Annotated in this window: 20 protein-coding genes; 9 read left to right on the forward strand and 11 right to left on the reverse strand. The window is 64.0% G+C overall.

The window, feature by feature from the left end; translation table 11 throughout:
* The first annotated feature begins 14 nt into the window (after positions 1-14).
* From AC3WLX_RS17380 to AC3WLX_RS17400, 5 genes are read left to right on the forward strand one after another with little or no spacing between them, the layout of a single operon-like run.
* The gene (locus tag AC3WLX_RS17380) at positions 15-749 is read left to right on the forward strand and encodes a CpaD family pilus assembly protein (RefSeq protein ID WP_291627514.1); all 735 of its coding nucleotides are present in this window, start codon (positions 15-17) and stop codon (positions 747-749) included.
* On the forward strand, positions 746-2014 hold the full coding sequence (locus AC3WLX_RS17385; RefSeq protein ID WP_291627513.1) for a CpaE/TadZ family protein: 1269 nt from the start codon (positions 746-748) through the stop codon (positions 2012-2014). Before AC3WLX_RS17380 ends, AC3WLX_RS17385 begins: the two co-directional genes overlap by 4 nt.
* A 21-nt stretch (positions 2015-2035) precedes the next feature.
* Positions 2036-3508, forward strand: coding sequence for a TadA family conjugal transfer-associated ATPase (locus tag AC3WLX_RS17390; RefSeq protein ID WP_492336859.1), 1473 nt, complete (start codon positions 2036-2038; stop codon positions 3506-3508).
* A gap of 16 nt (positions 3509-3524) precedes the next feature.
* Complete coding sequence (locus tag AC3WLX_RS17395) at positions 3525-4502, forward strand: type II secretion system F family protein (RefSeq protein ID WP_492336860.1); 978 nt, start codon at positions 3525-3527, stop codon at positions 4500-4502.
* Positions 4503-4511: 9 nt separating this feature from the next.
* On the forward strand, positions 4512-5486 hold the full coding sequence (locus tag AC3WLX_RS17400; RefSeq protein WP_492336861.1) for a type II secretion system F family protein: 975 nt from the start codon (positions 4512-4514) through the stop codon (positions 5484-5486).
* Positions 5487-5537: 51 nt separating this feature from the next.
* Here the strand turns inward: AC3WLX_RS17400 and AC3WLX_RS17405 are convergent, their stop codons facing one another.
* Both AC3WLX_RS17405 and AC3WLX_RS17410 read right to left on the reverse strand, forming a co-directional pair.
* Positions 5538-6365 (reverse strand): tetratricopeptide repeat protein, encoded by an 828-nt coding sequence (locus AC3WLX_RS17405; protein ID WP_492336862.1) that lies wholly within the window; start codon positions 6363-6365, stop codon positions 5538-5540.
* A 95-nt stretch (positions 6366-6460) separates the two neighbouring features.
* Positions 6461-7966 (reverse strand): metallophosphoesterase family protein, encoded by a 1506-nt coding sequence (locus tag AC3WLX_RS17410; RefSeq protein ID WP_492336863.1) that lies wholly within the window; start codon positions 7964-7966, stop codon positions 6461-6463.
* A gap of 487 nt (positions 7967-8453) precedes the next feature.
* Here AC3WLX_RS17410 and AC3WLX_RS17415 point away from each other — a divergent pair, with 487 nt between their 5' ends.
* Complete coding sequence (locus AC3WLX_RS17415) at positions 8454-9827, forward strand: leucyl aminopeptidase family protein (protein WP_492336864.1); 1374 nt, start codon at positions 8454-8456, stop codon at positions 9825-9827.
* A complete protein-coding gene (locus AC3WLX_RS17420; RefSeq protein ID WP_492336865.1) occupies positions 9820-10674 on the forward strand; it encodes a C40 family peptidase in 855 nt (284 codons plus the stop codon). The genes AC3WLX_RS17415 and AC3WLX_RS17420 overlap by 8 nt, the downstream gene beginning before the upstream one ends.
* Positions 10675-10777: 103 nt before the next feature.
* Here the strand turns inward: AC3WLX_RS17420 and AC3WLX_RS17425 are convergent, their stop codons facing one another.
* The 8 genes from AC3WLX_RS17425 to AC3WLX_RS17460 form a co-directional block, all read right to left on the reverse strand.
* A complete protein-coding gene (locus AC3WLX_RS17425; protein WP_291631419.1) occupies positions 10778-12415 on the reverse strand; it encodes an ABC transporter ATP-binding protein in 1638 nt (545 codons plus the stop codon).
* The gene (locus AC3WLX_RS17430) at positions 12415-12855 is read right to left on the reverse strand and encodes a type II toxin-antitoxin system VapC family toxin (RefSeq protein ID WP_492336866.1); all 441 of its coding nucleotides are present in this window, start codon (positions 12853-12855) and stop codon (positions 12415-12417) included. The genes AC3WLX_RS17425 and AC3WLX_RS17430 overlap by 1 nt, the downstream gene beginning before the upstream one ends.
* Positions 12848-13075, reverse strand: a complete 228-nt coding sequence (locus AC3WLX_RS17435) for a hypothetical protein (protein ID WP_492336867.1) — start codon at positions 13073-13075, stop codon at positions 12848-12850. The genes AC3WLX_RS17430 and AC3WLX_RS17435 overlap by 8 nt, the downstream gene beginning before the upstream one ends.
* Positions 13076-13107: 32 nt before the next feature.
* Positions 13108-14289 carry an ABC transporter permease gene (locus tag AC3WLX_RS17440; protein ID WP_492336868.1) on the reverse strand — a complete coding sequence of 394 codons (1182 nt, stop codon included), beginning with the start codon at positions 14287-14289 and terminating at the stop codon, positions 13108-13110.
* Positions 14289-15398 (reverse strand): microcin C ABC transporter permease YejB, encoded by a 1110-nt coding sequence (locus AC3WLX_RS17445; protein ID WP_291626806.1) that lies wholly within the window; start codon positions 15396-15398, stop codon positions 14289-14291. The genes AC3WLX_RS17440 and AC3WLX_RS17445 overlap by 1 nt, the downstream gene beginning before the upstream one ends.
* A 2-nt stretch (positions 15399-15400) precedes the next feature.
* Positions 15401-17287 (reverse strand): extracellular solute-binding protein, encoded by a 1887-nt coding sequence (locus tag AC3WLX_RS17450; protein WP_492336869.1) that lies wholly within the window; start codon positions 17285-17287, stop codon positions 15401-15403.
* Positions 17288-17301: 14 nt separating this feature from the next.
* Positions 17302-19203 carry an extracellular solute-binding protein gene (locus AC3WLX_RS17455; protein ID WP_492336870.1) on the reverse strand — a complete coding sequence of 634 codons (1902 nt, stop codon included), beginning with the start codon at positions 19201-19203 and terminating at the stop codon, positions 17302-17304.
* 226 nt (positions 19204-19429) lie between these two features.
* Entirely contained in the window at positions 19430-19984 is a 555-nt protein-coding gene (locus AC3WLX_RS17460) for a c-type cytochrome (protein WP_291626812.1), read from the reverse strand.
* Positions 19985-20202: 218 nt separating this feature from the next.
* On the opposite strand from AC3WLX_RS17460, the gene AC3WLX_RS17465 reads away from it, so the two are divergent.
* Positions 20203-20943: a 3-deoxy-manno-octulosonate cytidylyltransferase gene (locus AC3WLX_RS17465; protein WP_291626814.1), complete on the forward strand. Its 741-nt coding sequence runs from the start codon at positions 20203-20205 to the stop codon at positions 20941-20943.
* 21 nt (positions 20944-20964) lie between these two features.
* Positions 20965-21822 carry a prephenate dehydratase gene (locus AC3WLX_RS17470; protein ID WP_291626816.1) on the forward strand — a complete coding sequence of 286 codons (858 nt, stop codon included), beginning with the start codon at positions 20965-20967 and terminating at the stop codon, positions 21820-21822.
* Between the two features lie 129 nt (positions 21823-21951).
* On the opposite strand, the gene AC3WLX_RS17475 is transcribed toward AC3WLX_RS17470, so the two are convergent.
* Complete coding sequence (locus AC3WLX_RS17475; RefSeq protein WP_492336871.1) at positions 21952-22968, reverse strand: LLM class flavin-dependent oxidoreductase; 1017 nt, start codon at positions 22966-22968, stop codon at positions 21952-21954.
* Positions 22969-22989: the final 21 nt, after the last annotated feature.

Genomic DNA, 22989 nt, shown 5'->3' on the forward strand with positions numbered 1-22989 from the left:
ACGGGGACTTCACGATGATGACAAGACCACCCCAGCTTCGCAAACGCGCCCTCCGCCTCGGTGGCGCGCTGGTTGGCATCGCGCTCGCCGTCGGCGGCTGCCAGCACGACGACGTGCTCACGGCCTCCATCCCCGACGACTACAAGCAGCGCCATCCGATCGCGGTCGAGGAGCAGAATCGCTCGATCGTCGTCTTCGTGGGCCATGCCCGCGGCGGATTAACCGCTGCCCAGCGTGCTGACGTGATGGGCGTCGCATCGTCGTGGCTGCACGAAGGCACCGGCGCCATCCGCATCGACGTGCCTTCCAATACCCCCAATGCCCGTCCGGTCGCGGACACCATGCGTGAGATCCAGGCGATGCTGACAGCAGCAGGCGTTCCGCCGCGCGGAGTCAGCGTTCACCCCTACCAGCCGCAAGACAAGCGCTTCCTGCCGCCGATCCGGCTCACCTATTCGAAGATCGCGGCGGTCGCCGGTCCCTGTGGCCTGTGGCCGGAGGACATCGGACCCTCGATGAAGAACAAGCGATGGTTCGAGAACAAGGACTATTACAATTACGGCTGCGCTTATCAGCGCAACCTCGCAGCCATGGTCGACAATCCCTCGGACCTCGAGCAGCCGCGGCCCGAAACTCCGTCATACACGCCGCGGCGCATCACCGGCCTGGAGAAGTATCGCAAGGGAATGACGTCGGCGACCACCTATCCTGAGGCCGACAGGGCCAAACTCAGCGACACCGGCAAATGATCAGCTACGCGCGCCAGACACAAGAAGAGCAGCCGGCAGCAGCTACGCCGCCGGTGGAGGAGCACATTGCGCCCGCGCCGCGCGTCTCGGTCCAGGCCTTCTGCGAGACAGTGGAGACCGCCGCCGCGGTGCAGTCGGCCGGCGAGGATCGCCGTCTCGGCAAGGCCCATCTAAAGATCCAGATGGGCGGCATGGCGGCCGCCATCGAAGCCTACCGTTCGGCCCCCACGCCGAACGTGATCGTGCTCGAGAGCGATGGCCGCAACGATCTGTTGGGCGGTCTCGACCAGCTCGCAACCGTCTGCGACGCCGGCACCCGCGTGGTCGTGATCGGCCGCATCAACGACGTCACGCTCTATCGCGAGCTCGTGCGCCGCGGTGTCAGCGACTACGTGCTGGCGCCGGTCGGCGCGATCGACGTCGTGCGCTCGATCTGCAACCTGTTCTCGGCGCCGGAAGCCAAGGCGGTCGGCCGCATCATCGCCGTGGTCGGGGCCAAGGGCGGCGTCGGAGCTTCCACCATCTCCCACAACGTCGCCTGGGCGATCGCGCGTGACCTCGCGATGGACGCCGTCGTCGCCGACCTCGACCTCGCCTTCGGCACCGCCGGCCTCGACTACAATCAGGATCCACCACAGGGCATCGCCGACGCGGTGTTCTCGCCCGACCGCGTCGACACTGCGTTCATCGACCGCCTGCTGTCGAAATGCACCGACCATCTCAGCCTGCTGGCGGCGCCCGCCACGCTCGACCGGGTCTATGATTTCGGCACCGACGCGTTCGACGCGGTGTTCGACACGCTGCGCTCCACCATGCCCTGCATCGTGCTCGACGTTCCGCATCAATGGTCGGGCTGGACCAAGCGCGCCTTGATCGGAGCGGACGACATCCTGATCGTGGCCGCGCCCGATCTTGCCAATCTGCGCAATACCAAGAACCTGGTCGATCTGTTGAAGGCCGCCCGCCCCAACGACCGGCCGCCGCTCTATTGCCTGAACCAGGTCGGCGTGCCGAAACGGCCCGAAATCGCCGCCGCGGAGTTCGCCAAGGCGATCGAGAGCCAGCCGATCGTCTCGATCCCGTTCGAGCCGCAGATCTTCGGCTCGGCGGCCAACAACGGCCAGATGATCGCGGAGATCTCCGCCAACCACAAGTCGATCGATATGTTTCTGCAGATCGCCCAGCGCCTGACCGGCCGCAGCGAGACCAAGAAACAAAAGTCGTCCCTGTTTTCACCTCTGATTGAGAAGTTGCGGGGAAGATAAGCCGCCGCATGGAGTTGTTAAGTGTTCGGTAAGCGTAGCGGAACAGACACCGACCTTCGGGCGCCCAAGCCCGGTGCCGTGTCGCTCGAGCCTGCCCAGGCTCAGGCGGCGCCGGTGTCGCGCGCCCCGGCCCCGCCGGCTGTCGTCTCGCCGCCGCTTGCCCCCGCCAAGGCTCCGCCGCCGCCTCCGGCCATGGAGAGCCGGCGTTCGGACACTTATTACGAGGTCAAGGCGACCATATTCGGCGCGCTGATCGAGGCCATCGACCTTGCCCAGCTCGCCAAGCTCGATTCGGAATCCGCGCGCGAGGAAATCCGCGACATCGTCAACGAGATCATCGCGATCAAGAACATCGTGATGTCGATTGCCGAGCAGGAAGAGCTGCTCGACGACATCTGCAACGACGTTCTCGGTTACGGTCCGCTCGAGCCGCTGTTGTCGCGCGACGACATTGCCGACATCATGGTCAACGGCGCCAACACCGTCTACATCGAGGTCGGCGGCAAGATCCAGCGCACCGGCATCCGCTTCCGCGACAACCAGCAGCTCCTCAACATCTGCCAGCGCATCGTCAGCCAGGTTGGTCGGCGCGTCGATGAATCCTCGCCGATCTGCGACGCCCGCCTTGCCGACGGCTCCCGCGTCAACGCCATCGTGCCGCCGCTGTCGATCGACGGCCCCGCGCTCACCATCCGCAAATTCAGGAAGGACAAGCTGACGCTGGATCAGCTCGTCAGGTTCGGGGCGATCACGCCTGAAGGCGCCGAGATCCTCCAGATCATCGGCCGCGTCCGCTGCAACGTGCTGATCTCCGGCGGAACCGGTTCGGGCAAGACCACGTTGCTCAACTGCCTCACCAACTACATCGAGCACGACGAACGCGTCATCACCTGCGAGGACGCCGCCGAGCTCCAGCTTCAGCAGCCCCATGTGGTGCGGCTGGAAACCCGTCCGCCCAATATCGAGGGCGAGGGCCAGATCACGATGCGCGAGCTGGTGCGCAACTGCCTGCGTATGCGGCCCGAACGCATCATCGTCGGCGAGGTCCGCGGACCCGAGGCCTTCGACCTGCTGCAGGCCATGAACACGGGCCATGACGGCTCGATGGGCACGCTGCACGCCAACAACCCGCGCGAGGCGCTGTCGCGCTGCGAATCCATGATCACGATGGGTGGCTTCTCGCTGCCGTCGCGCACCATCCGCGAGATGATCTGCGCCTCGATCGACGTCATCATCCAGGCCGCGCGCCTGCGCGACGGTTCCCGCCGCATCACCCACATCACCGAGGTGATGGGCATGGAAGGTGACACCATCATCACCCAGGACATCTTCCTCTACGACATGGTCGGCGAGGACGCCAATGGCAAGATCATCGGCCGGCACCGCTCGACCGGCATCGGCCGTCCGAAGTTCTGGGAGCGCGCCCGTTACTACGGCGAGGAGAAGCGCCTTGCCGCCGCGCTCGACGCGGCGGAAGTCGCGCCGCAGACGTGAGCAAGGCAGCAGCGCCATGAACATCCAGGTCCTCGCCCTCGCCTTCCTCGCCACCGCAGCGGTCGGTGGCGTCGCCTGGGTCTTCCTCTACCCGCTGCTGTCCGGAGAGCGAAAGGCGGAAAGCCGCCGCGCCTCGGTCGCGCGCGCCGAGGCCCCCACGGTCCGCCAGGCCGAGAAGACCCAGCGCTCACGCCGCGAGCAGGTCGAGTCCTCGCTGAAGGATCTCGAGGCGCGGCGCGCCCAGGAGAAGAGCGCTCCGCTCAGCGTCCGCCTGTCGCAGGCAGGGCTCGACTGGACGACGCAGAAATTCTGGATCGTGTCCGCCGTCGTCGCGGGCGTCTTCTTCGCGGCCGCCCTGTTCGCCGGCGGCGGCCTGATCGGCGCCGCCGGTCTCGCTTTTGCCGGAGGCTTCGGCCTGCCGCGCTGGGCACTCGGCTTCCTGAAGAAGCGTCGGGAAGCCAAGTTCCTGGCTGCACTGCCCGATGCGGTCGACGTGATCGTCCGCGGCATCAAGGCGGGCCTGCCCCTGTTCGAATCGATCAAGGTGGTGGCCGCCGATGCGCCTGAGCCGCTGCGCAGCGAATTCCTCACCATCATCGAAACGCAGGCGATCGGAATGCCGCTTGGCGAGGCCTGTGGAAGACTTTACGAGCGCATGCCGCTGCCGGAGGCCAACTTTTTCGGCATCGTGATCTCGATCCAGCAGAAATCGGGCGGCAACCTCTCGGAAGCGCTGGGCAACCTCTCCAAGGTGCTGCGCGACCGCAAGAAGATGAAGGAGAAGATCCAGGCGATGTCGATGGAAGCCAAGGCCTCCGCCGGCATCATCGGCTCGCTGCCGCCGATCGTGATGTTCCTGGTCTATCTCACGACCCCGCAATACATCTCGGTGCTTTGGACTCATCCCACCGGACAGCTGATGCTGGTCGGTTGCGTCGTTTGGATGTCGATCGGCATCCTGGTGATGAAGAAGATGATCAACTTCGATTTTTGACGGTGTCGTATGGTCGAATTCCTCGTCTCGAAACTGCACGACGTCCGTTTCATGACCATGCTGCTCGCGGCCATCGCCGCGAGCGCCACCGTCTATACGCTGGTGATGCCGTTGTTCGCCGGCGAGGGCCTCTCCAAGCGCATGAAGGCGGTGGCGAGCGAGCGGGAGCGCATCCGGCAGCGCGAGCGTGAGCGCCTCAACAAGAACGAGAAGGTCTCGCTGCGGCAAACGCCGAAACAGCTTGTCTCCAAGGTGGTCGAGGACTTCAACCTGACCAAATGGCTCGCGCAGGAAGCTGCGCGAGACAAGCTGATCATGGCGGGCTACCGCGGCCAGGCGCCCTACATCACCTTCCTGTTCGCGCGCATGGTCGCACCGATCGTGCTCTTTATCGGCTCGGCCCTCTACGTGTTCGTGATCGCCCACATGCAGCAGTCGATGCCGATCAAGATCGGCATCTGCATCGGCGCCGCCTATCTCGGCCTCCAGGCTCCGATGCTGTTCCTCAAGAATGCGATCTCCAAGCGCCAGCTCTCGATCAAGCGTGCGTTTCCCGACGCGCTCGACCTGCTCTTGATCTGCATCGAATCCGGCATGTCGGTCGAGATGGCATTCCGCAAGGTCGCGACCGAAATTGTCGGCCAGTCGATCGCATTGTCGGAGGAATTCACCCTGACCACGGCCGAGCTGTCCTACTTGCAGGATCGCAAGGTCGCCTATGAGAATCTGGCGCGGCGCACCGGGCTCGAGGGCGTCAAGTCGGTGTGCCTGGCGCTGCAGCAGGCGGAACGTTACGGCACCCCGCTCGGCCACTCCTTGCGCGTCATGGCGCAGGAGAATCGCGACATGCGCATGAACGAGGCCGAGAAGAAGGCCGCCGCTCTGCCGCCGAAGCTCACGGTGCCGATGATCCTGTTCTTCCTGCCGGTGCTGTTCGTCGTCATTCTCGGACCCACCGCCATCAAGGTCACCGAGATGCAGTAAGCCGGGCTGGACCAAACGGTCCGCCACCAAGGCCGGCAAGATCGGATCTGATCAGTCGCCCTGGCTCAGCGCAGCCACCGGCGTTCGCTTCGGTGCGCCGCGCGGGGCCTCGCTGCGGCTCAACATCTCCTTGAGATAGGCGACATTGGCTGCGGCCTGGTCGGGTGGCAGGTCCGCCTTCACGATGGTCTCCGCTTCCGCGAAGCGGCCCTGGAGACCGACGACCAAGGCGAGGTTCTGCCGCACCCGGGCGCTCGCACGCGGCGAGGCATAGGCCTGCCGTAGCGCCTCCTCGGCCTTCGGCAGCTCTCTCGACAGCATGTATGACAGGCCGAGATTGGAGAGCACGCCGGGATCACCCGGCGCGATCTTCAGTGCGCTCGCGTAGTAGGAGCGCGCCTCCTCGTGACGGCCCATCTGGTCCAGCGCAGTGCCCTGTACCGAAAGCAGGCGCCAGTCCGGATTGTCGGGCGAATGCGCCTTCGACAACACGTCGTAAGCCTGCTGGAAATTGCCGTTGTCGGCGAGCGCGCGGCCGTACTGGGCCAGCAACGCCTTGTTGCCGGGATTGGCGATGGTCGCCTGCTCGAGCACGGCTGCGGCCTGGGCGCGCTGGCCGTTGGCGCGCAGGGCCTGCCCGTAGGCGAGCGCGGCGTCGGCGTCCTTGGGATTGGCGCGGTAACGCTCGCCATAGACTTCGATGGCGCGTGCTGGTTCGGCCGTTGCGCGGTCGCCGGGAGCCGCCTCCGCCCGCGGGCCGACCGAGCCCGTCACGTCGGAGAGTTTGGACATGGCCGTACAGCCGCCGAGGCCCATCGCCACCGTCGCGACCAGCGACGTGGAAGCAAGTAGCCGGGTAAGCCTGATCCGTTGGCGCATGACGCTTTGACTCTCGAGCCGCTCGATCGAGCCGAACGCGCCAGCAATAGAATGTTAACCCTAACGGCCGGTTAACACGCTCTCGAGCCCTCCCCTCACGCAGGCGTTTGATGGAGGGGCACTTCACCGCCGAGGTCCAAATCGAGGCCGAGCGCCTTCACCTGCCGGGCGAGGTCCTCCAGCAATTGCAGCCTCTGTTGTGCCTGCTGCTGAACGTCGATTCCCGCGCAAGGCAGCCGCGGCACTTCGCGCAGGAAATCGTCGCAGTTGGTCAAGCCCTTGCCGTAGAGCTCATCGAGCTGAGCGCGATCGATGCCGAGCACGCCGGCGGCTTGCTCGATCAACCGGCCGAGCAGCGCTCTTACCGCGGCGAGCGTGCCGACATCAGATCTCGGCCCGGACCTCGCGACCTTGCCTTCGAGCTCTGTCCAGGCATGCGACGAGACGATGTAGGCGTAGAGCGAATTCGCCCAATCCGGTTGCGCTTCATCGTGAAAACCGCGGCGCATGAACAGTCGGCGGGCGATCGCCGCCACCTGATCGCGCTTCAGCGCGCCGGACGAGACGACCTCGATGGCCGACTCGACGGCCGGATCACGGGAAAAGTCCCGTCCTGCCGGCAGCTTTATGATGCCGTCCGCCAGGTTCGAGTCGAGCGGCCTGAAGGCGGCATCGTTTCGCCGCCTCGAATAGCGGCTGATTGCGAAATGGTGCTCCCCGCGGCCGGCCCGGGACGCAGGGCCGAAATGGATGAGGTTGAACCCGGCATCGTCGCCAGCTTGCCCGGTCGAGGATGGACATGAGAGCACGTAGATCGTGCGCCAGAACGCCTCACCGCTCTCGCTCGATGTCGCACACGGATCGGGGATGGAATAGCGGGTCAGTCCCTCGACATGGCGATGACCATGCAGAACCAGATCGACGTTGAGCGAGGTGGCGGACTCCAGGAAGGTCGCAGGTGCGGCGAGATACATCAACGGCTCATCGGGCAGGCCGAGAAAGCGCTTTCCTTCGCCGGTCGCCTGCGGCAGCGGATGATGGTGCAAGGCCAGCACGCGCACCAGGTTTTCCGCCGGTTCGGCATAGTCGGCACGCCCCGCAGAACCGAGGCTGCCCGCGAGTTCGGCGCTCAGCCGGGCCGAATCCGCCACGATCGCCTTGTAAGTGCTCTCGTCGATATGTCCGCCCGCGAGCTTCATCAGGCTAGCGCGATTGGAGTCGAGCAGCACCAGGCTGAGGCCTGCCTGCCGGTAATAGACGCTCTTCGCGGTTCGCGGCAGATGCAGGTAATCGTAGGCGTCGTGGCGGCCTGCGGGCTGGCTCGGCCGCTTGACATCGTGATTGCCGGCAACGGCCTGAATGTCGGTGAACAGCCCGGTCTGCCGGAACGAGGCGATGACGGAAAGCGCCTCGTCGAGCGCACGCGGCGTCGGATCGTCGACCAGATCGCCCGTGATCAGCAAGATACGATCGGGGACCTGCGTGACGTCCGCCATCTTCTCGCAAACCGCGGCCCTGAGCGTCTCGATGGCCGGAAGCAGCCGGCCTGACCCATCCAGATGCAGGTCGGAAATCTGCGCAATAACGAACGATCTATCCATTTTGCGCCGCTCATCTGCGAATGCTGCGCCGCCCAAGCGATGAGAGAAATGCTTCGACGAACAAATTCAGGCCATCAGCCAAGAATGACCAACCGACAAGAATGACCAACCGAGTGCCACTGCGCCCCTGCGTGCGGTACGCGCAAGGCGAGCGACACAATCTAAAATATTCACGGATATTGCCACAACCGCGACGCTAGTAAAGCCCCGCGATTGTGCTTTTGCGAACAGCGGTTCTCGGCGCAAGATACGAGATTTGTCCGAGCACGGAATTGCCTAAAGCGCGATGCGATTAGGATGAATCGTCATCGCGCTTTAGGTTATTATTTGAGCATGATCTTTTCGGCAAACCCCTGCGCACTTTTCCGGATCATGCTCTAGCCCCCTCAATGTCGATGGCGAGCAAAGCCGATTGCAGCGGCGGCCAAACTCTGCGAAGTCTCGTCCGTTCGCATGACCTGCTTGATCCGACGATCCGGACCCGCCAATGCCTTCTGTCTTCGAGACATCACCCACCGCCACCCCGATCACGTTCATCACAAAATCGACCTGGGACCGGGTCGTCGAGACGCTGGCGCCGGCACAACGCAAGTTCGTGGGCGCCAGCGCCTTTGCCGCCAAGCCGGGCAGCTATCTGGCGCTGCCTGCGCCTGACGGTACGATTGCGCAGGTGCTGTTCGGCCTCGAAGACGACGGTGCGAGATCCCGAGACCTGTTCCGGCCTGGTGCCCTGCCCGGCTTGCTGCCGCCGGGCACCTATCGCTTTGCCAATGCACCTCACGATGCACGGCTCGCCGCGCTCGCCTTTGCATTGGGATGTTACCGCTTCGCCCGCTATCGCAAGGCAGACAGGCCCGACGTGCGGCTGGTGCCGCCGGAAGGTGTCGACGCGACCGAGATCGATCGCATTGCAGATGCGGCCATGCTGGCGCGCGACCTCATCAACACGCCGTCCAACGACATGGGCCCGTCGGAACTCGCCGCGGCCGCGCGAGCGCTCGCCGCCGAGTTCGGCGCGAGCTTTGCGTGCACCATCGGCGAAGACCTGGCGAAGAACTTTCCGCTGATCCATGCCGTCGGCATGGCTTCCAGCCGCGCACCGCGGCTGATCGACATCGGCTGGGGCGATCCAGATCATCCCAAGGTGACGCTGGTCGGCAAGGGCGTGTGTTTCGACACCGGCGGGCTCGACCTGAAACCGTCGAGCGGCATGCTGATCATGAAGAAGGACATGGGCGGCGCCGCCAACGTGCTGGCGCTGGCACGCATGGTGATGGACGCCAAGCTGAAGGTGCGGCTGCGCGTGCTGATTCCGGCGGTGGAGAACGCCGTCGCCGGCAACGCTTTCCGCCCGCTCGATGTCTTCACGTCGCGCAAGGGCATCACCGTCGAGATCGGCAATACCGATGCCGAAGGCCGGCTCGTGCTCGCCGACGCGCTGGCGCTGGCCGACGAGGAGAAGCCCGATCTGCTGATCGATCTGGGCACGCTCACCGGCGCGGCCCGGGTTGCGCTGGGGCCGGACTTGCCGCCCTTTTATACCAACGATGAAGCACTCGCCGCCGACGTCGCACGTTGTGCAGTGAAGGAGAACGATCCGTTGTGGCGCATGCCGCTGTGGCCGCCATACGATGCCTGGCTGGACTCCAAGACGGCCACGATCACCAACGCGCCATCAGGTGGCTTTGCCGGCTCGATCACCTGCGCGCTGTTTCTGCAACGCTTCGTCGAGCATGCCAAGAGCTGGCTGCATGTCGACATTTACGGCTGGACCCCCTCGGCGAAGCCGGCCCGTCCCGAAGGCGGCGAGTGCCAGTCCGCGCGGGCCATTTACGCACTCTTGAGCGAACGTTATGAATGACCCGGGATACGATCCGAGGCTGACGCCGGCGCGGGGCGACATCGCCGCGAAATATCTCGAAGGCAAAGTTGACGCGGCGCGCTTCGTCGAGGGCGAGGAATTCGAGGTAATCGACGCGCTCGCGCCGGTGCGCGAGCAACCATCCTCGAACGCCGTGCTGATGACCGAGGCCTTGCGCGGCGAACGCGTCACGGTCTACGAGCGCAACGGGGAGGGCTGGGCCTGGGGCCAACTCGATGCCGACGGCTATGTCGGCTGGCTGCCCGACGCGGCGCTCTCCAAGCTGCCGGGCGCGCCCACGCACAAGGTCAGCGCACTCAGAACCTTTGCGTTTCCCGGCCCGTCGATCAAGCTGCCGCCGGCCGACACGCTGGTGCTTGGGTCAAAGCTCACGATCGTGCGCGAGGAAGGGCCCTTCGCGACGACGCGCGAAGGAACGTTCTTGCCGAAGACGCATCTCGTCTCGCTCGACCACCGCGAGCCCGATTTCGTCGCCGTCGCCGAGCACTTCGTCGGAACGCCCTATCTATGGGGCGGCAAGAGCAGCCTTGGTATCGACTGCTCGGGCCTGGTACAGGTCTCGCTGACATCCGCCGGGATCGGCTGCCCGCGTGACAGCGACATGCAGCTCGCCGGTCTCGGCCGCGCGCTGGAGCCGCACGAGCGAGGCGGCTTGCTGCGCGGCGATCTGATCTTCTGGAAGGGACACGTGGCGATCGTTCGCGATGGCAGCACCATGGTGCACGCCAACGCGCATCACATGGCAACTGTGATCGAACCAATCGAGCCGGCCGTCGCGCGGATCAAGGCGGCCGGCAGCGAGGTCGTCGCGATCAAGCGGCTGTGACCTTCCAGTCATTCCGGGGCACGCGCAACGCGCGCGAACCCGGAATCTCGCGCTACAATCTCGGGATTCCGGGTTCGCCCATCGCGCCCCGGAATGACGAACGCTACGTCGCTGCCGCCCCGTTGCCGGCCGTCTCCAGCCGGAACGCGGCGGCGAACAGCGCGCGCGTGTAATCCGTCTTCGGGCTCTTGAACAGCTCGGCGGCCTGGCCCTCTTCGACCACCTTGCCGCCGCGCATGACGATGAGATGGCTGGCGAGCGAGGCGACGACGCGCAGATCGTGCGAGATGAACATGTAGGTGAGCTCGCGCTTGCGCTGGAGCTCGCGCAAGAGGTCGACCATCTGCGCCTGAAACAGCATGTCGAGCGCGCTGGTCGGCTCGTCCAGCACGACGAAGTCCGGCTCCAGCACGATCGCGCGCGCGATCGAGATGCGCTGGCGCTGGCCGCCGGAGAATTCGTGGGGGTAGCGGAATCGCGTCTCCGGATTGAGCCCGACGTCCTCCAGTGCCTTGACCACGCGCGTCTCGCGTTCTTCGCGCGACAGTCCCGGCTGATGCACAGAGAGACCTTCGGCGATGATGTCAACCACCGACATGCGCGGTGAGAGCGAACCGAACGGGTCCTGGAACACGATCTGCATATCGCGCCGGAAGGGGCGCATCTCCTTGAAGCGCAGGCCCTGGATGTCTTTCCCCAAGAACACGATGCGCCCGTCCGAGGAGATCAGCCGCAGGAGCGCCAGGCCCAGCGTGGTCTTGCCCGAGCCGGATTCGCCGACGACGCCGAGCGTCTCGCCCTTGCGCACGGCGACACTGACGCCGTCGACTGCCTTGATGTGGCCGACCGTCTTGCGCATCAGGCCGCGCTTGATCGGAAACCACACTTTCAGATCATTGGCCGACATCACCACCGGCGCGTTCGGCTGTGGCGGCGCCGGGTCGGGCTTCGGCTCCGCTGCGAGCAGGTCGCGCGTATAGGGGTGTTTCGGCGTCGTGAAGACCTGCTCGACCGGGCCCTGCTCGACGATCTGGCCGCCCTTCATGACGCAGACGGTTTCGGCGATGCGGCGCACGATGCCGAGGTCGTGGGTGATGAAGAGCAGGCTCATGCCGAGCCGGGAGCGGATCTCGGCGAGCAGCGCCAGGATCTGCGCCTGGACGGTCACGTCGAGCGCGGTGGTCGGCTCGTCCGCGATCAGAAGGTCCGGCTCGTTGGCCAGCGCCATCGCGATCATCACGCGCTGGCGCTGGCCGCCCGAGAGTTGGTGCGGATAGCTGCTCAGCCGCGTCTCGGGCTCGGGAATGCCGACCTGGGTCAAGAGCTCCAGCGTCCGCTTGCGCGCCTGCGCATTGCTGGTCGGATTGTGCAGCTGGATGATTTCGCCGATCTGCGCCTCGATCGTGTGCAGCGGATTGAGCGAGGTCATCGGCTCCTGGAAGATGATGGAGATGTCGCTGCCGCGGATCTCCCGCATTTCATGCTCGGAGCGGTCGATCAGCTCCTGGCCCTTGAAGCGGATGCTGCCCGAGGGATGCGAGGCATTGGGATAAGGCAGCAGCTTCAGGATCGAGAGCGCGCTGACCGATTTTCCGGAGCCGGATTCACCGACCAGCGCGAGGCATTCTCCGCGCTTGATCTGGAACGAGACCTTGTCAACCGCGAGCGTGGTGGCGCCGCCCTGGTGGAAGGCCACCGAGAGGTCGCGCACGCTGAGCAGGGGCTGGTTGATCGCGTCCACTAGGTTATCTCTCCGACTAAACGCAACAAATTGTCCCGATTGGGTAAGGTCAGGGAAAAACCATCCGGCAGCCGAAGCCTTATATCTGCCGATAAAATGGATCGACAGCCGGCGCGTATAGCCGTTACGACGTGAATGGCGTCCGGCAATTTTGGCATGCCGGAATGCTTCCGATATTCAGCGGTCTCAATCAGTACGTCGCGCGTTACTGGCTGAAGATCGAAAATGCGGCTCCAGACGATCAGATCCAGGTACATCCGTCGACGGACATCTGCTGCTCCGGCCAACACTTCGGCCAACGTCAACTCGCTCGTGACTCCGATTGCGCGGCGGGTACCAAACAGGTCGAATAGCTGGCGCAGGGGATCAGCGATCTCGCCGCTTCCCTCGATCGCGTAAATAAAGACGTTTGCATCAAGATAAATCAGACGATCAACCATCCCATTCGTCTCGTTGGCGCCTCAGTTCACCGTCAATTTCTTCAGCTGTCTTGAATGGAGGTTTTCTGGAGGACCATATTTGCTCCAGGGTGACAACGGCCGTCGGCAAGGTGGCTTCCTGCTCGACTGTGACAGTAACAGTCGCCCCTGGATCGACGCCCGTTCGCAAGTCTTCGGGAAGGCGCGATGCTGGGTAGTGTTCCTTGACGACCTTGTTCATGACCCACCTCGTCTGGAGATCATATCACGCCCCTACCTGAACGTCTTGCGCGGATCGAAGGCGTCGCGGACCGCTTCGCCGACGAAGATCAACAGCGACAGCATGATCGCGACCGAGAAGAATCCGGAGAAGCCGAGCCAGGGCGCCTGCACATTGGCCTTGGCCTGCGACAACAACTCGCCGAGCGAGGGCGATCCCGGGGGCAGGCCGAAGCCCAGGAAATCGAGCGCCGTCAGCGTCATCACCGAACTCGACACGATGAAGGGCAGGAACGTCATGGTCGCGACCATGGCATTCGGCAGCAGGTGTCGGAACATGATGACCGGGTTGGAGACGCCGAGCGCCCGCGCCGCCTGGATGTATTCGAAATTGCGTCCGCGTAGGAACTCGGCCCGGACGAGACCGACCAACGAGACCCAGGAGAACAGCAGGAGGATGCCGAGCAACACGAAGAATCCCGGCACGAGCACCGAGGACAGGATCAGGAGAAGGTAGAGCGAGGGGATCGCCGTCCATATCTCGATGAAGCGCTGGAAGATCAGGTCGACCCGGCCGCCGAAATAGCCCTGCACCGCGCCGGCTGCGATGCCGATGACGGACGAGACGATGGTGAGACAGAGGCCGAACAGCACCGAAATGCGGAAGCCGTAGATCAGCCGCGCCACCACGTCGCGCCCTTGATCGTCAGTGCCGAGCCAGTTGTATTCGAGGTCGCGGCAGCTCTTCAGTCCCTTCTTCTCCACCACCGGCTTGCATTGCTTCTCGGTCAGCATCCAGGTCGGCGGCGACGGCGCCGGCGTCGGCAGGTCGAGATTGTGGGTGTCGTAGGAGTAGCGGATCAACGGCCAGACGATGGTGCCGTTCTTCTCCTTGATGAGCTTCTGCAAATAGGGATCGCGATAGTCGGCCGCGGTTTCGAAGTCGCCGCCGAAGGTCGTTTCCGAATAGGTCACGAAGGCGGGCCAATAGAGACGGCCGTCGAACTTGATCAGGAAGGGCCGATCATTGGCGATCAGCTCGGCGAACAGCGAGAGCACGAACAGGATGATGAAGATCCAGAACGACCAGTAGCCGCGCCGGTTCGCCTTGAAATTCTGCCAGCGCCTCCGGTTGAGCGGCGAAGGCGCGAAGGGCTTGCGCGTGATGGGAACGGCATCGCCGAGCGACGACTCCGCCGTGGTCTCGATCGGCTTGGTTGGGGCGGCCAGACTCATCAGACCTCCCGCGCCTCGAAATCGATCCGGGGATCGATCCACATATAGGTGAGGTCGGAGACCAGGTTGATCACAAGTCCGACCAGCGAGAAGATGTAGAGCGTGCCGAACACGACGGGATAGTCGCGGTTGAGCACGCTCTCGAAGCTGAGTAGCCCAAGCCCGTCCAGCGAGAAGATGGTCTCAATCAGCAGCGAGCCGGAAAAGAAGGCATGGATGAAGGTGCCGGGAAAACCCGCGATCACGATCAGCATGGCGTTCCGGAAAACATGACCGTAGAGCACACGGCCCTCGCTGCACCCCTTGGCGCGCGCGGTCATGACGTATTGCTTGCGGATTTCGTCCAGGAACGAGTTCTTGGTCAGGAACGTCATGGTGGTGAAAGCGCCGAGGCCCATGGCGATCAGCGGCAGCGTCAGATGCCAGAAATAATCGATGATCTGCCGGTACCAGGGAAATTGCGACCAGCCATCCGAGGTCAGCCCGCGCAGCGGGAACCAGTTGAAGAAGGAGCCGCCGGCGAACAGGATGATGAGCAGGATGGCAAACAGGAAGCCGGGAATGGCATAGCCCAGCACGAGGATGGTCGATGTCCAGGTGTCGAAGCGCGTGCCGTCCTTCACCGCCTTGCGAATGCCCAGCGGAATCGAGATCAGATAGGTGATCAGCGTCAGCCAGATCCCGAGAGAGATCGAGACCGGGAGCTTCTCCTTGATCAGCTGGATCACGCTGACGTCGCGGAAATAGCTCTTGCCGAAATCGAAGCGGGCGAAATTCCACACCATCAGCGCGAAGCGTTCCGGTGCCGGCTTGTCGAAGCCGAACTGCACCTCGAGCTTCTTTATGAAATCAGGATCAAGCCCCTGCGCGCCGCGGTACTTCGAGTTGATGGCGTCGGCGCCGGCCCCCACCTGCCCCGGCGCGCGTTGCGCGAAATCGCTGCCGCCCGAGATGCGCGAGGTGCCGCCGGTATCGGCGCCCGAGAGCTGCGCGATCACGCGTTCGACCGGACCGCCCGGCGCGAACTGCACGACGACGAAGGAGACGAAGAGGATTCCGAGCAGCGTCGGAATCATCAGGAGGATGCGGCGGGCGATATAGGCGCTCATGGTTATTTCGCCTGCTCGAGCTTGGCGGCCTTGGCAGGCTCATGCCACCAGATGTCGGGGGCGCCGACGCCGTTGGCATAACGCGGCAGCTTCGCCGGATGTCCGAACTGATCCCAATAGGCCAGCCGATGAGTCTTGTTGTACCATTGCGGCACCCAATAGCGGCCGGCGCGGAACAGGCGGTCGAAGGCGCGGCAGGCTATGGTCAGCTCCTCGCGGCTATCAGCCGCCATGATTTTTTCGATCATGGCGTCGATGGCGGGGTTGGCGATGCCCGCGAGATTGTAAGAGCCCTTGGTGTTGGCGACCTGCGAGGAGAAGAACGAGCGCATGGCATCGCCCGGCGTCGCCGACATGCTGAAGCGCTGGATCGTCATGTCGAAGTCGAAATCATCCTGACGCGCCCTGTATTGCACCGCATCGACGAGACGGATGTTCGCTTCGATACCGAGCGTCGCGAGATTCTTGATGTAAGGTGCATGGTGCGGCTGGAACGAGGGCTCGTCCAACAAGAACTCGATCCTGAACACCTCGCCGTTCGGCAGCATCCGCTTGCCGTCCTTGATCGGAACACCGGCTTCGTTCAGCAGTTGCTGCGCCTTGCGGAGCAGGCTGCGGTCCTGACCGGAGCCGTCGGCGACCGGCGGCGTGAACGGTACGGTGAAAACGTCGTCCGGAACCTGGCCACGAAACGGCTCCAGCAGCTTCAATTCTTCCGGCGAAGGCGGCGCATTGCCAGCCATGAGGTCCGAGTTCTGGAATGGCGACACCGTACGGGCATAGGCGCCGTACATGATGGTCTTGTTGGTCCATTCGAAATCGAAAGCGTTGATCAGCGCCTCGCGCACGCGAGGGTCTTTGAACTTGTCGCGCCGGGTGTTGATGAACCAGCCCTGTGCTCCGGAGGGCGTATCGTCCGGCACCACCTCCATCTTGACACGGCCGTCCTTCACGGCCGGGAAGTCATAGCGCGTCGCCCAGATGCGCGAGGTGAATTCCTCGCGATAGAGATAGCTCTTGCCGGTGAAGCCCTCGAAGGCGACGTCGCGGTCGCGATAGAATTCATAGCGCACGACGTCGAAATTGTAGCTGCCGCGGCACACTGGCAGATCGGCGCCCCACCAGTCCTTGACCCGATCGAACTCGATGTAGCGATTGACCTCGAACCTCCCGACCCTGTACGGGCCGGAGCCGAGCGGAATCTCGAGCGTCGATTCATCAAACGGCCGGGAGGCATAATACGCCTTCGAGAAGATCGGCAATCCCGCGACATAGAGCGGCACGTCGCGGGCGCGCCCCTTGGCAAAGGTGACGACGAGCGTGGCGTCATCGACCGCTTCCGCATTCACGAAGTCACGCATCTGCATGAGGATCAAGGGGTGACCCTTGGCCTTCAACGTCGTCAGCGAGAACGCCGCATCATGCGCGGTGAGCTTGCTGCCGTCATGGAATCTCGCCTCAGGCCGCATCGTGAAGCGATAGACCAGCCCGTCCGGCGATATCTGCACGGATTTGGCGGCAAGCCCGTACATCGCGTCCGGCTCGTCGCTGGCGCGCGCCATCAGCGGCGCGAACGTCATGCCCATGCCTTGCGCGCCATCGCCTTTGAGAATGAACGCGTTGAGCGAATTGAAGGTCTGGTAGGATTGATTGTAGGCGCGCACCGACGGGATCAGCGAGAACGTACCGCCCTTCGGAGCATCGACGTTGACGTAGTCAAAATGATGGAAGTCGGCGGGATATTTCAGATCGCCGAACGCCGAGATGCCGTGCGCCCCGGTCGTCGCCTCCGAGGCTCGCGCGCCGCGCAACAGCGGCGCTCCGACGAAAGCGCCGAGGGCGCCGCCGACACCCAAGGCCAGCACATGGCGGCGTGACATCTGCGTCATGCGGAAACTGCCCTTCAAGACTTCTTTGCGATCCGCGCCGCCTTGCCTGCGTCGTACCACCAGATGAACGGAAAACCGGATTGGCCGTATGTGGGCAGTTCCGCCGGCCGGCTGAAGCGATCCCAGCGCGCGGTGCGCACCTTGTTGTAGGTCCACTGCGGCACGACGTAGTGGTTCCACAGCAGCACGCGGTCCAGCGCCTTGGTGGCTGCGACGAGATCATCCCGATCGGTGGCGTAGATCACCCGTTCGATCAGCTTGTCGATCGCCGGGTTCTTGATGCCGGCAATGTTGCGCGAGCCGGCGATATCAGCCGATTTGGACGACCAGAACTCGCGCTGCTCGTTGCCCGGCGATTGCGACTCGCCCCATGAGTTGGTGACGATGTCGAAATCCCACTCGCGCGTCCTGTTCTCGTACTGGGTCGGGTCGACCGTCCGCACGTTCACGGCAATGCCGAGCCGCTCCAGGGACGGCTTGTAGAACAGCGTGATCCGCTCGAAGCTCGGATCCTGGTTCAGCAGCTCCAGCGAAAACTGGGTGCCGGTCTTGACGTCGACCAGCTTGCGGTCGCGCACTTCGTAGCCGGCCTCCTTGAAAAGGCGCAGCGCCTCCCGGAGATTGTCACGCACGGCTTCCGGATTGCCGCCGACCGGATTGGTGTACGCAGTCGTGAAGACTTCAGGGGGGACCTGAGCGCGGACACTTTCGAGGATCTCGAGCTCCTTGCCCTGCGGCAAGCCGGTCGCCATGAGCTCCTCGATGCCGTCGAAATAGCTGCTGATACGCTTGTACTGGCCAAAGAAGATCTGCTTGTTCATCTCCTCGAAGTCGAACGCGTAGTTCAGCGCACGGCGCACGCGGGGATCGCTGAACTTGGCGCGGCGCAGGTTCGGCACGAAGGCCTGCATCACACCCGAGCTGCGATTGGCGAATTCCTCGAGGATTACGCGCTTTTCGCTCACGGCCGGGAAGTCATAAGCCGTCGCCCAGCTCTTGGCGCTGTTCTCTGTGCGCCAATCGACCTGATCGGCCTTGAAGGCCTCGATCGCGACCGTGGCATCTCGGAAATATTCGTACCGCAGCTCGTCGAAATTGTTGCGGCCGACATTAGCGGGGAGGTCGCGGCCCCAATAGTCCTTGACGCGCTCCAGCGCGATCGACCGTCCTGCCACGAAGTCCTTGACCTTGTAGGGGCCTGAACCGAGCGGCACTTCGAGCGTGGTGGCGGAGACGTCACGCTTGCGGCCCTGCGAGTCGGTCCCTTCCCACCAATGCTTCGGCAACACCATAAGCTGCCCGACGATCTGCGGCAGCTCGCGGTTACCGGGCGCGTCGAAGACGAACTTAACCTCGCGCTCGCCGACCTTCTCGGCCTTGACCACGTGGCTGTAATAGGCCGAGTACATCGGATGGTGCTTCTTGAAGGAGTCGAGCGAGAAGATCACGTCCTCCGGCGTCACGGGCTTGCCGTCATGCCATTTCGCCTGCGGCCGCAAGCGGTAGGTGACGAAAGAGAAATCATCAGGGTGACTGGCGGCTTCGGCCAGCGCGCCGTACTCGGTCGAGACCTCGTCGAGCGAGGGCGTCATGAGCGATTCGTAGATGAAGGCGACGGCACCCGCGACCTGGCCCTTCACGCCCGACACGACGATGTTGAAATTGTCGAAGGTGCCGACGGCGATCTGGCGGGCGACGCCGCCTTTGGGAGCGTCCGGATTGACGTAGTCGAAGCGCTTGAAGTCCGCGGGATACTTGACCTTCCCGAACAGCGACAGCGCGTGGCGCCAGGGAAGCTCGGCTATCGATTGCGCTTTGGCGGCGCCGGCGACGGGAACCCCCGCGACGGAACCGAGGGCGGGAAGCGCTGCGGCAGCAGTGCCGGTGAGCAGGAGATCGCGTCGGGTAATGGCCAAATCAACATCCCTGTCTTGAAGGAGGCTACTCCTTTAAGTTCCTAATATAGGCGAGGTTTCGACCGAATACGCGTTGCTTTTTCCTCATCTTGAAAGCCCGCACGGCCGATCCGATGCGGCCAAACGCCCCGATCGAACGCCCCGGTCCACGCCATCGCGATTCCGGATAAGGAAACGGCCAGGCTTTTCAGCCCGGCCGCCCGTCCAGATGGGTTTTTCGCTGCCTTTACTTCGACGCCGTCGGCAGCGGCTGTGGCTTCTCCGACTGCGAATTCAGGTAGGCGATGATATCGGCGCGCTCGGAATCCTTGGGAATGCCGGCAAAGCCCATGGCGGTGCCCGGGATGAAGCCCTTCGGGTTGGCCAGGAACTTGTTGAGGTCGTCGAAGGTCCAGTTGCCGCCCTTGCCCTTCATGGCCGCCGAGAAGTTGAAGCCACCATGGCCTTGGCCCTTGGGCTCGCCGACGACGCCATAGAGGTTCGGACCGACACGATTCGGGCCACCCTTCTCGAACGTGTGGCAGGCGCCGCACTTCTTGGCGGCGGCAGCCCCCTTCTCGATGGAGGCCGTCTGGAGCAGCTTTTCGATCGGCTCGGCGGCGGCGGCGGCGGCACCACCCTCCTTGCCGGGGCCGGCATCTTCCTTCACCGCGATCTCGAAGCCCGGCTTTTCCGGCATCTTGGGCGAGAACAGCGCGTTCGCGGTGAAGCTCGTCACCAGCAGGACGAGACAGGTGGCGAACACCGCACCGAGAATCTTGTTGAGTTCGAAAGAGTCCATTTCCGGCCAGGCCCCACCGCAAGAAGGAAACAGCGGCTCGAGCAGCCGCCAGGACGAGCCTCGGGAGAATCAAACATTCCCTATTGTTTCCCCGAGTTTTGCCATTGAGATATCGGTTTGCCCGGGGTCTGGCAACCCGTATAAGCGACCCCGCTTTCAGCCCGTCCCCACTCCATTTCCCCGTGCGGAAAATGCCCCGTTTCCAGGCTCTTAACCCGATGATCGATCCCCGCATCCTGGTGCTGATCCCGGCCCGCATGGCCGCCACCCGCCTGCCCGGCAAGCCGCTCGCCGATATCGCGGGACTGCCGATGATCGTGCATGTGCTGCGCCGCGCCGAGGCCGCTGCAATCGGCCGGGTCGCGGTCGCAACCGACACCGACGAGATCGCCTCCGTGGTGACTGCCCATGGCGGCGAGGCCGTGATGACCCGCTCCGACCACCCGTCCGGCTCGGATCGCATCCACGAGGCCATGAAGAAGCTCGATCCGGACGGCAAGGCCGAGATCGTGGTCAATCTCCAGGGGGATTTTCCGACCATCACGACCCACAACATCCGTGAAGTATTGCCGCCGCTGCAAGACCCGGTGGTGGACATCGCGACGCTGGCCTCGCAGATCCACACCGAGGAAGAGGATCTCGCCCCAAGCGTGGTGAAGGCGATCGGGACTTCCCTTGGCGGCAGGCGGATGCGCGCACTCTATTTTACCCGCGCGACCGCCCCGACCGGCGACGGACCACGTTACCACCATATCGGCCTATATGCCTTTCGCCGCGCCGCGCTGGAGCGCTACGTCTCGCTTCCGCCGTCTCCGCTGGAATTGCAGGAAAAGCTCGAGCAGCTCCGGGCGCTCGAGGCCGGAATGCGCATCGATTTTACCATCGTCGACACCGTGCCCCGCGGGGTCGATACGCCGGCGGACCTGGAAACCGCGCGCAGCATCCTTTCCAAATCCTGAGCCGCTGTTACAAGGCCGATCATGAGCAAGATGAAGATCGCATTCCAAGGCGAACCCGGAGCCAATTCCCACATCGCCATCGTCGAGGCCTATCCCGACGCCGAACCGATGCCCTGCGCCACCTTCGAGGACGCGCTCTCAGCAATCTCCTCGGGCGAGGCCGATCTCGGCATGATCCCGATCGAGAATTCGGTCGCCGGCCGTGTTGCCGACATCCATCACCTCTTGCCCGCCTCGGGGCTCTTCATCATCGGCGAATGGTTTCTCCCCGTTCGGCATCAGCTGATGGCGGTCAAGGGCACCAGGATCGAGGACATCAAGAGTGTCGAGAGCCATGTGCACGCGCTCGGCCAGTGCCGCCGCATCATCCGCAAGCTCGGTATCAAGCCGATCGTGCATGCCGACACCGCCGGCAGCGCCCGCGACATCTCCGAGCGCAAAGACAAGAGTGTCGCCGCGATCGCCTCGCGCCTCGCCGCCAAGATCTACGGCCTCGACATCCTCGCCGAGGACATCGAGGACGAGGCTCACAACACCACGCGCTTCGTGGTGCTGGCGCGCGAGCCGAAATGGGCGGCCCAGGGCTCCGGCCCGTTGGTCACGACGTTCGTCTTCCGGGTGCGCAACCTGCCGGCTGCGCTCTACAAGGCGCTCGGCGGTTTCGCCACCAACGGCGTCAACATGACCAAGCTCGAGAGCTACATGGTCGATGGCAATTTCTTCGCCACGCAGTTCTATGCCGACGTCGACGGTCACCCCGACGACAAGGCCCTCGCCTTTGCCGTCGAGGAGCTGAAATTCTTCTCGCGCGAGTTTCGTATCGTCGGCGTCTATCCCGGCCATCCCTTCCGTGCGACATTCAGCGAGACGCAGGATTGATTTCGTGTCACGGACGCGCGAAGCGCGAGCCGGGACCGAGGGGCTGCAAGACTCCGGGCTGCGATGGGCCCAGGTTCTGCAGCGCACCGCTGAAGAAGCGCTGCGCTGCGTTCGGGGTACGAGAGCGGCTTACTTTGCCTGCTGCACCAGCCCGAACGCTTCCGCCAGTAGCGAATACGACTTCTTTCGCGCCTCGTGGTCATACACCGCCGTGATCACCATCAACTCGTCCGGCTTGCTCGCGTCGATCAGCGGCTGCAGCTTCTTCTGTACCGTGGCGGGGCTGCCGACGAACAGGCGCGAGCGGTTGCGCAGGATCGAGGTGCGCTCGGCGTCAGTATACGGATAGGCCAGCGCCTCCTCGACGCTCGGCAGCGGCAGATATTGACCGCGGTCGCGGCGGAGCCGGTTGAGGTCGAAGGAGCTCGCGAGCCGTTCGGCCTCCTCGTCGGTATTGGCGGTGATGACGGCGACCGCGAGAATAGCGTGCGGGCTGGCGCGCCACGCCGAGGGCTGAAAACGATTGCGGTAATGCACAATCGCATCGATCGCATCGTGAGACGCGAAATGATGGGCGAAAGCGAAGCCCATGCCGACCTGGGCGGCCAACTCCGAGGAATAATCGCTGGAGCCGAGCAGCCAGATCGGCGGCAGAGCGGTGTCGTCGGGCATGGCGACGACATTGTGGTAGGGGTGCCCTGCGGGAAATTCGCGGGTCTCCCACAGGATCAGCTCGTGCAGCCGCTCCAGGAAATCGTCGCCCTCGCGGCGGTCGAGCCGGCTGCGCAGGGCGTAAGCGGTGGCGCCGTCGGTGCCCGGCGCGCGGCCGAGGCCGAGATCGATGCGGCCGGGAAACAGCGCCTCCAGCATCTTGAAGCGCTCGGCCACCACCAACGGCGCGTGGTTGGGCAGCATCACGCCTCCCGAGCCGACGCGGATGTGCTTCGTCACCGCCGCGATCTGCCCGATCATGACGTCGGGCGCCGGGCTCGCGACCGAGGCGAGGTTGTGGTGCTCGGCAAGCCAATAGCGGACATAGCCGAGCCCATCGACATGGCGCGCCAGATCGATGCTGTTACGCAGCGCCGCGGCGGGCTTGGTGCCGGTGGTAACTACGGAAAGGTCGAGGACGGAGAGCGGGATCATGGCCGGGTAACGTAATGGAGG

The sequence above is a fragment of the Bradyrhizobium sp. FW305-F6 genome, from assembly GCF_058782905.1.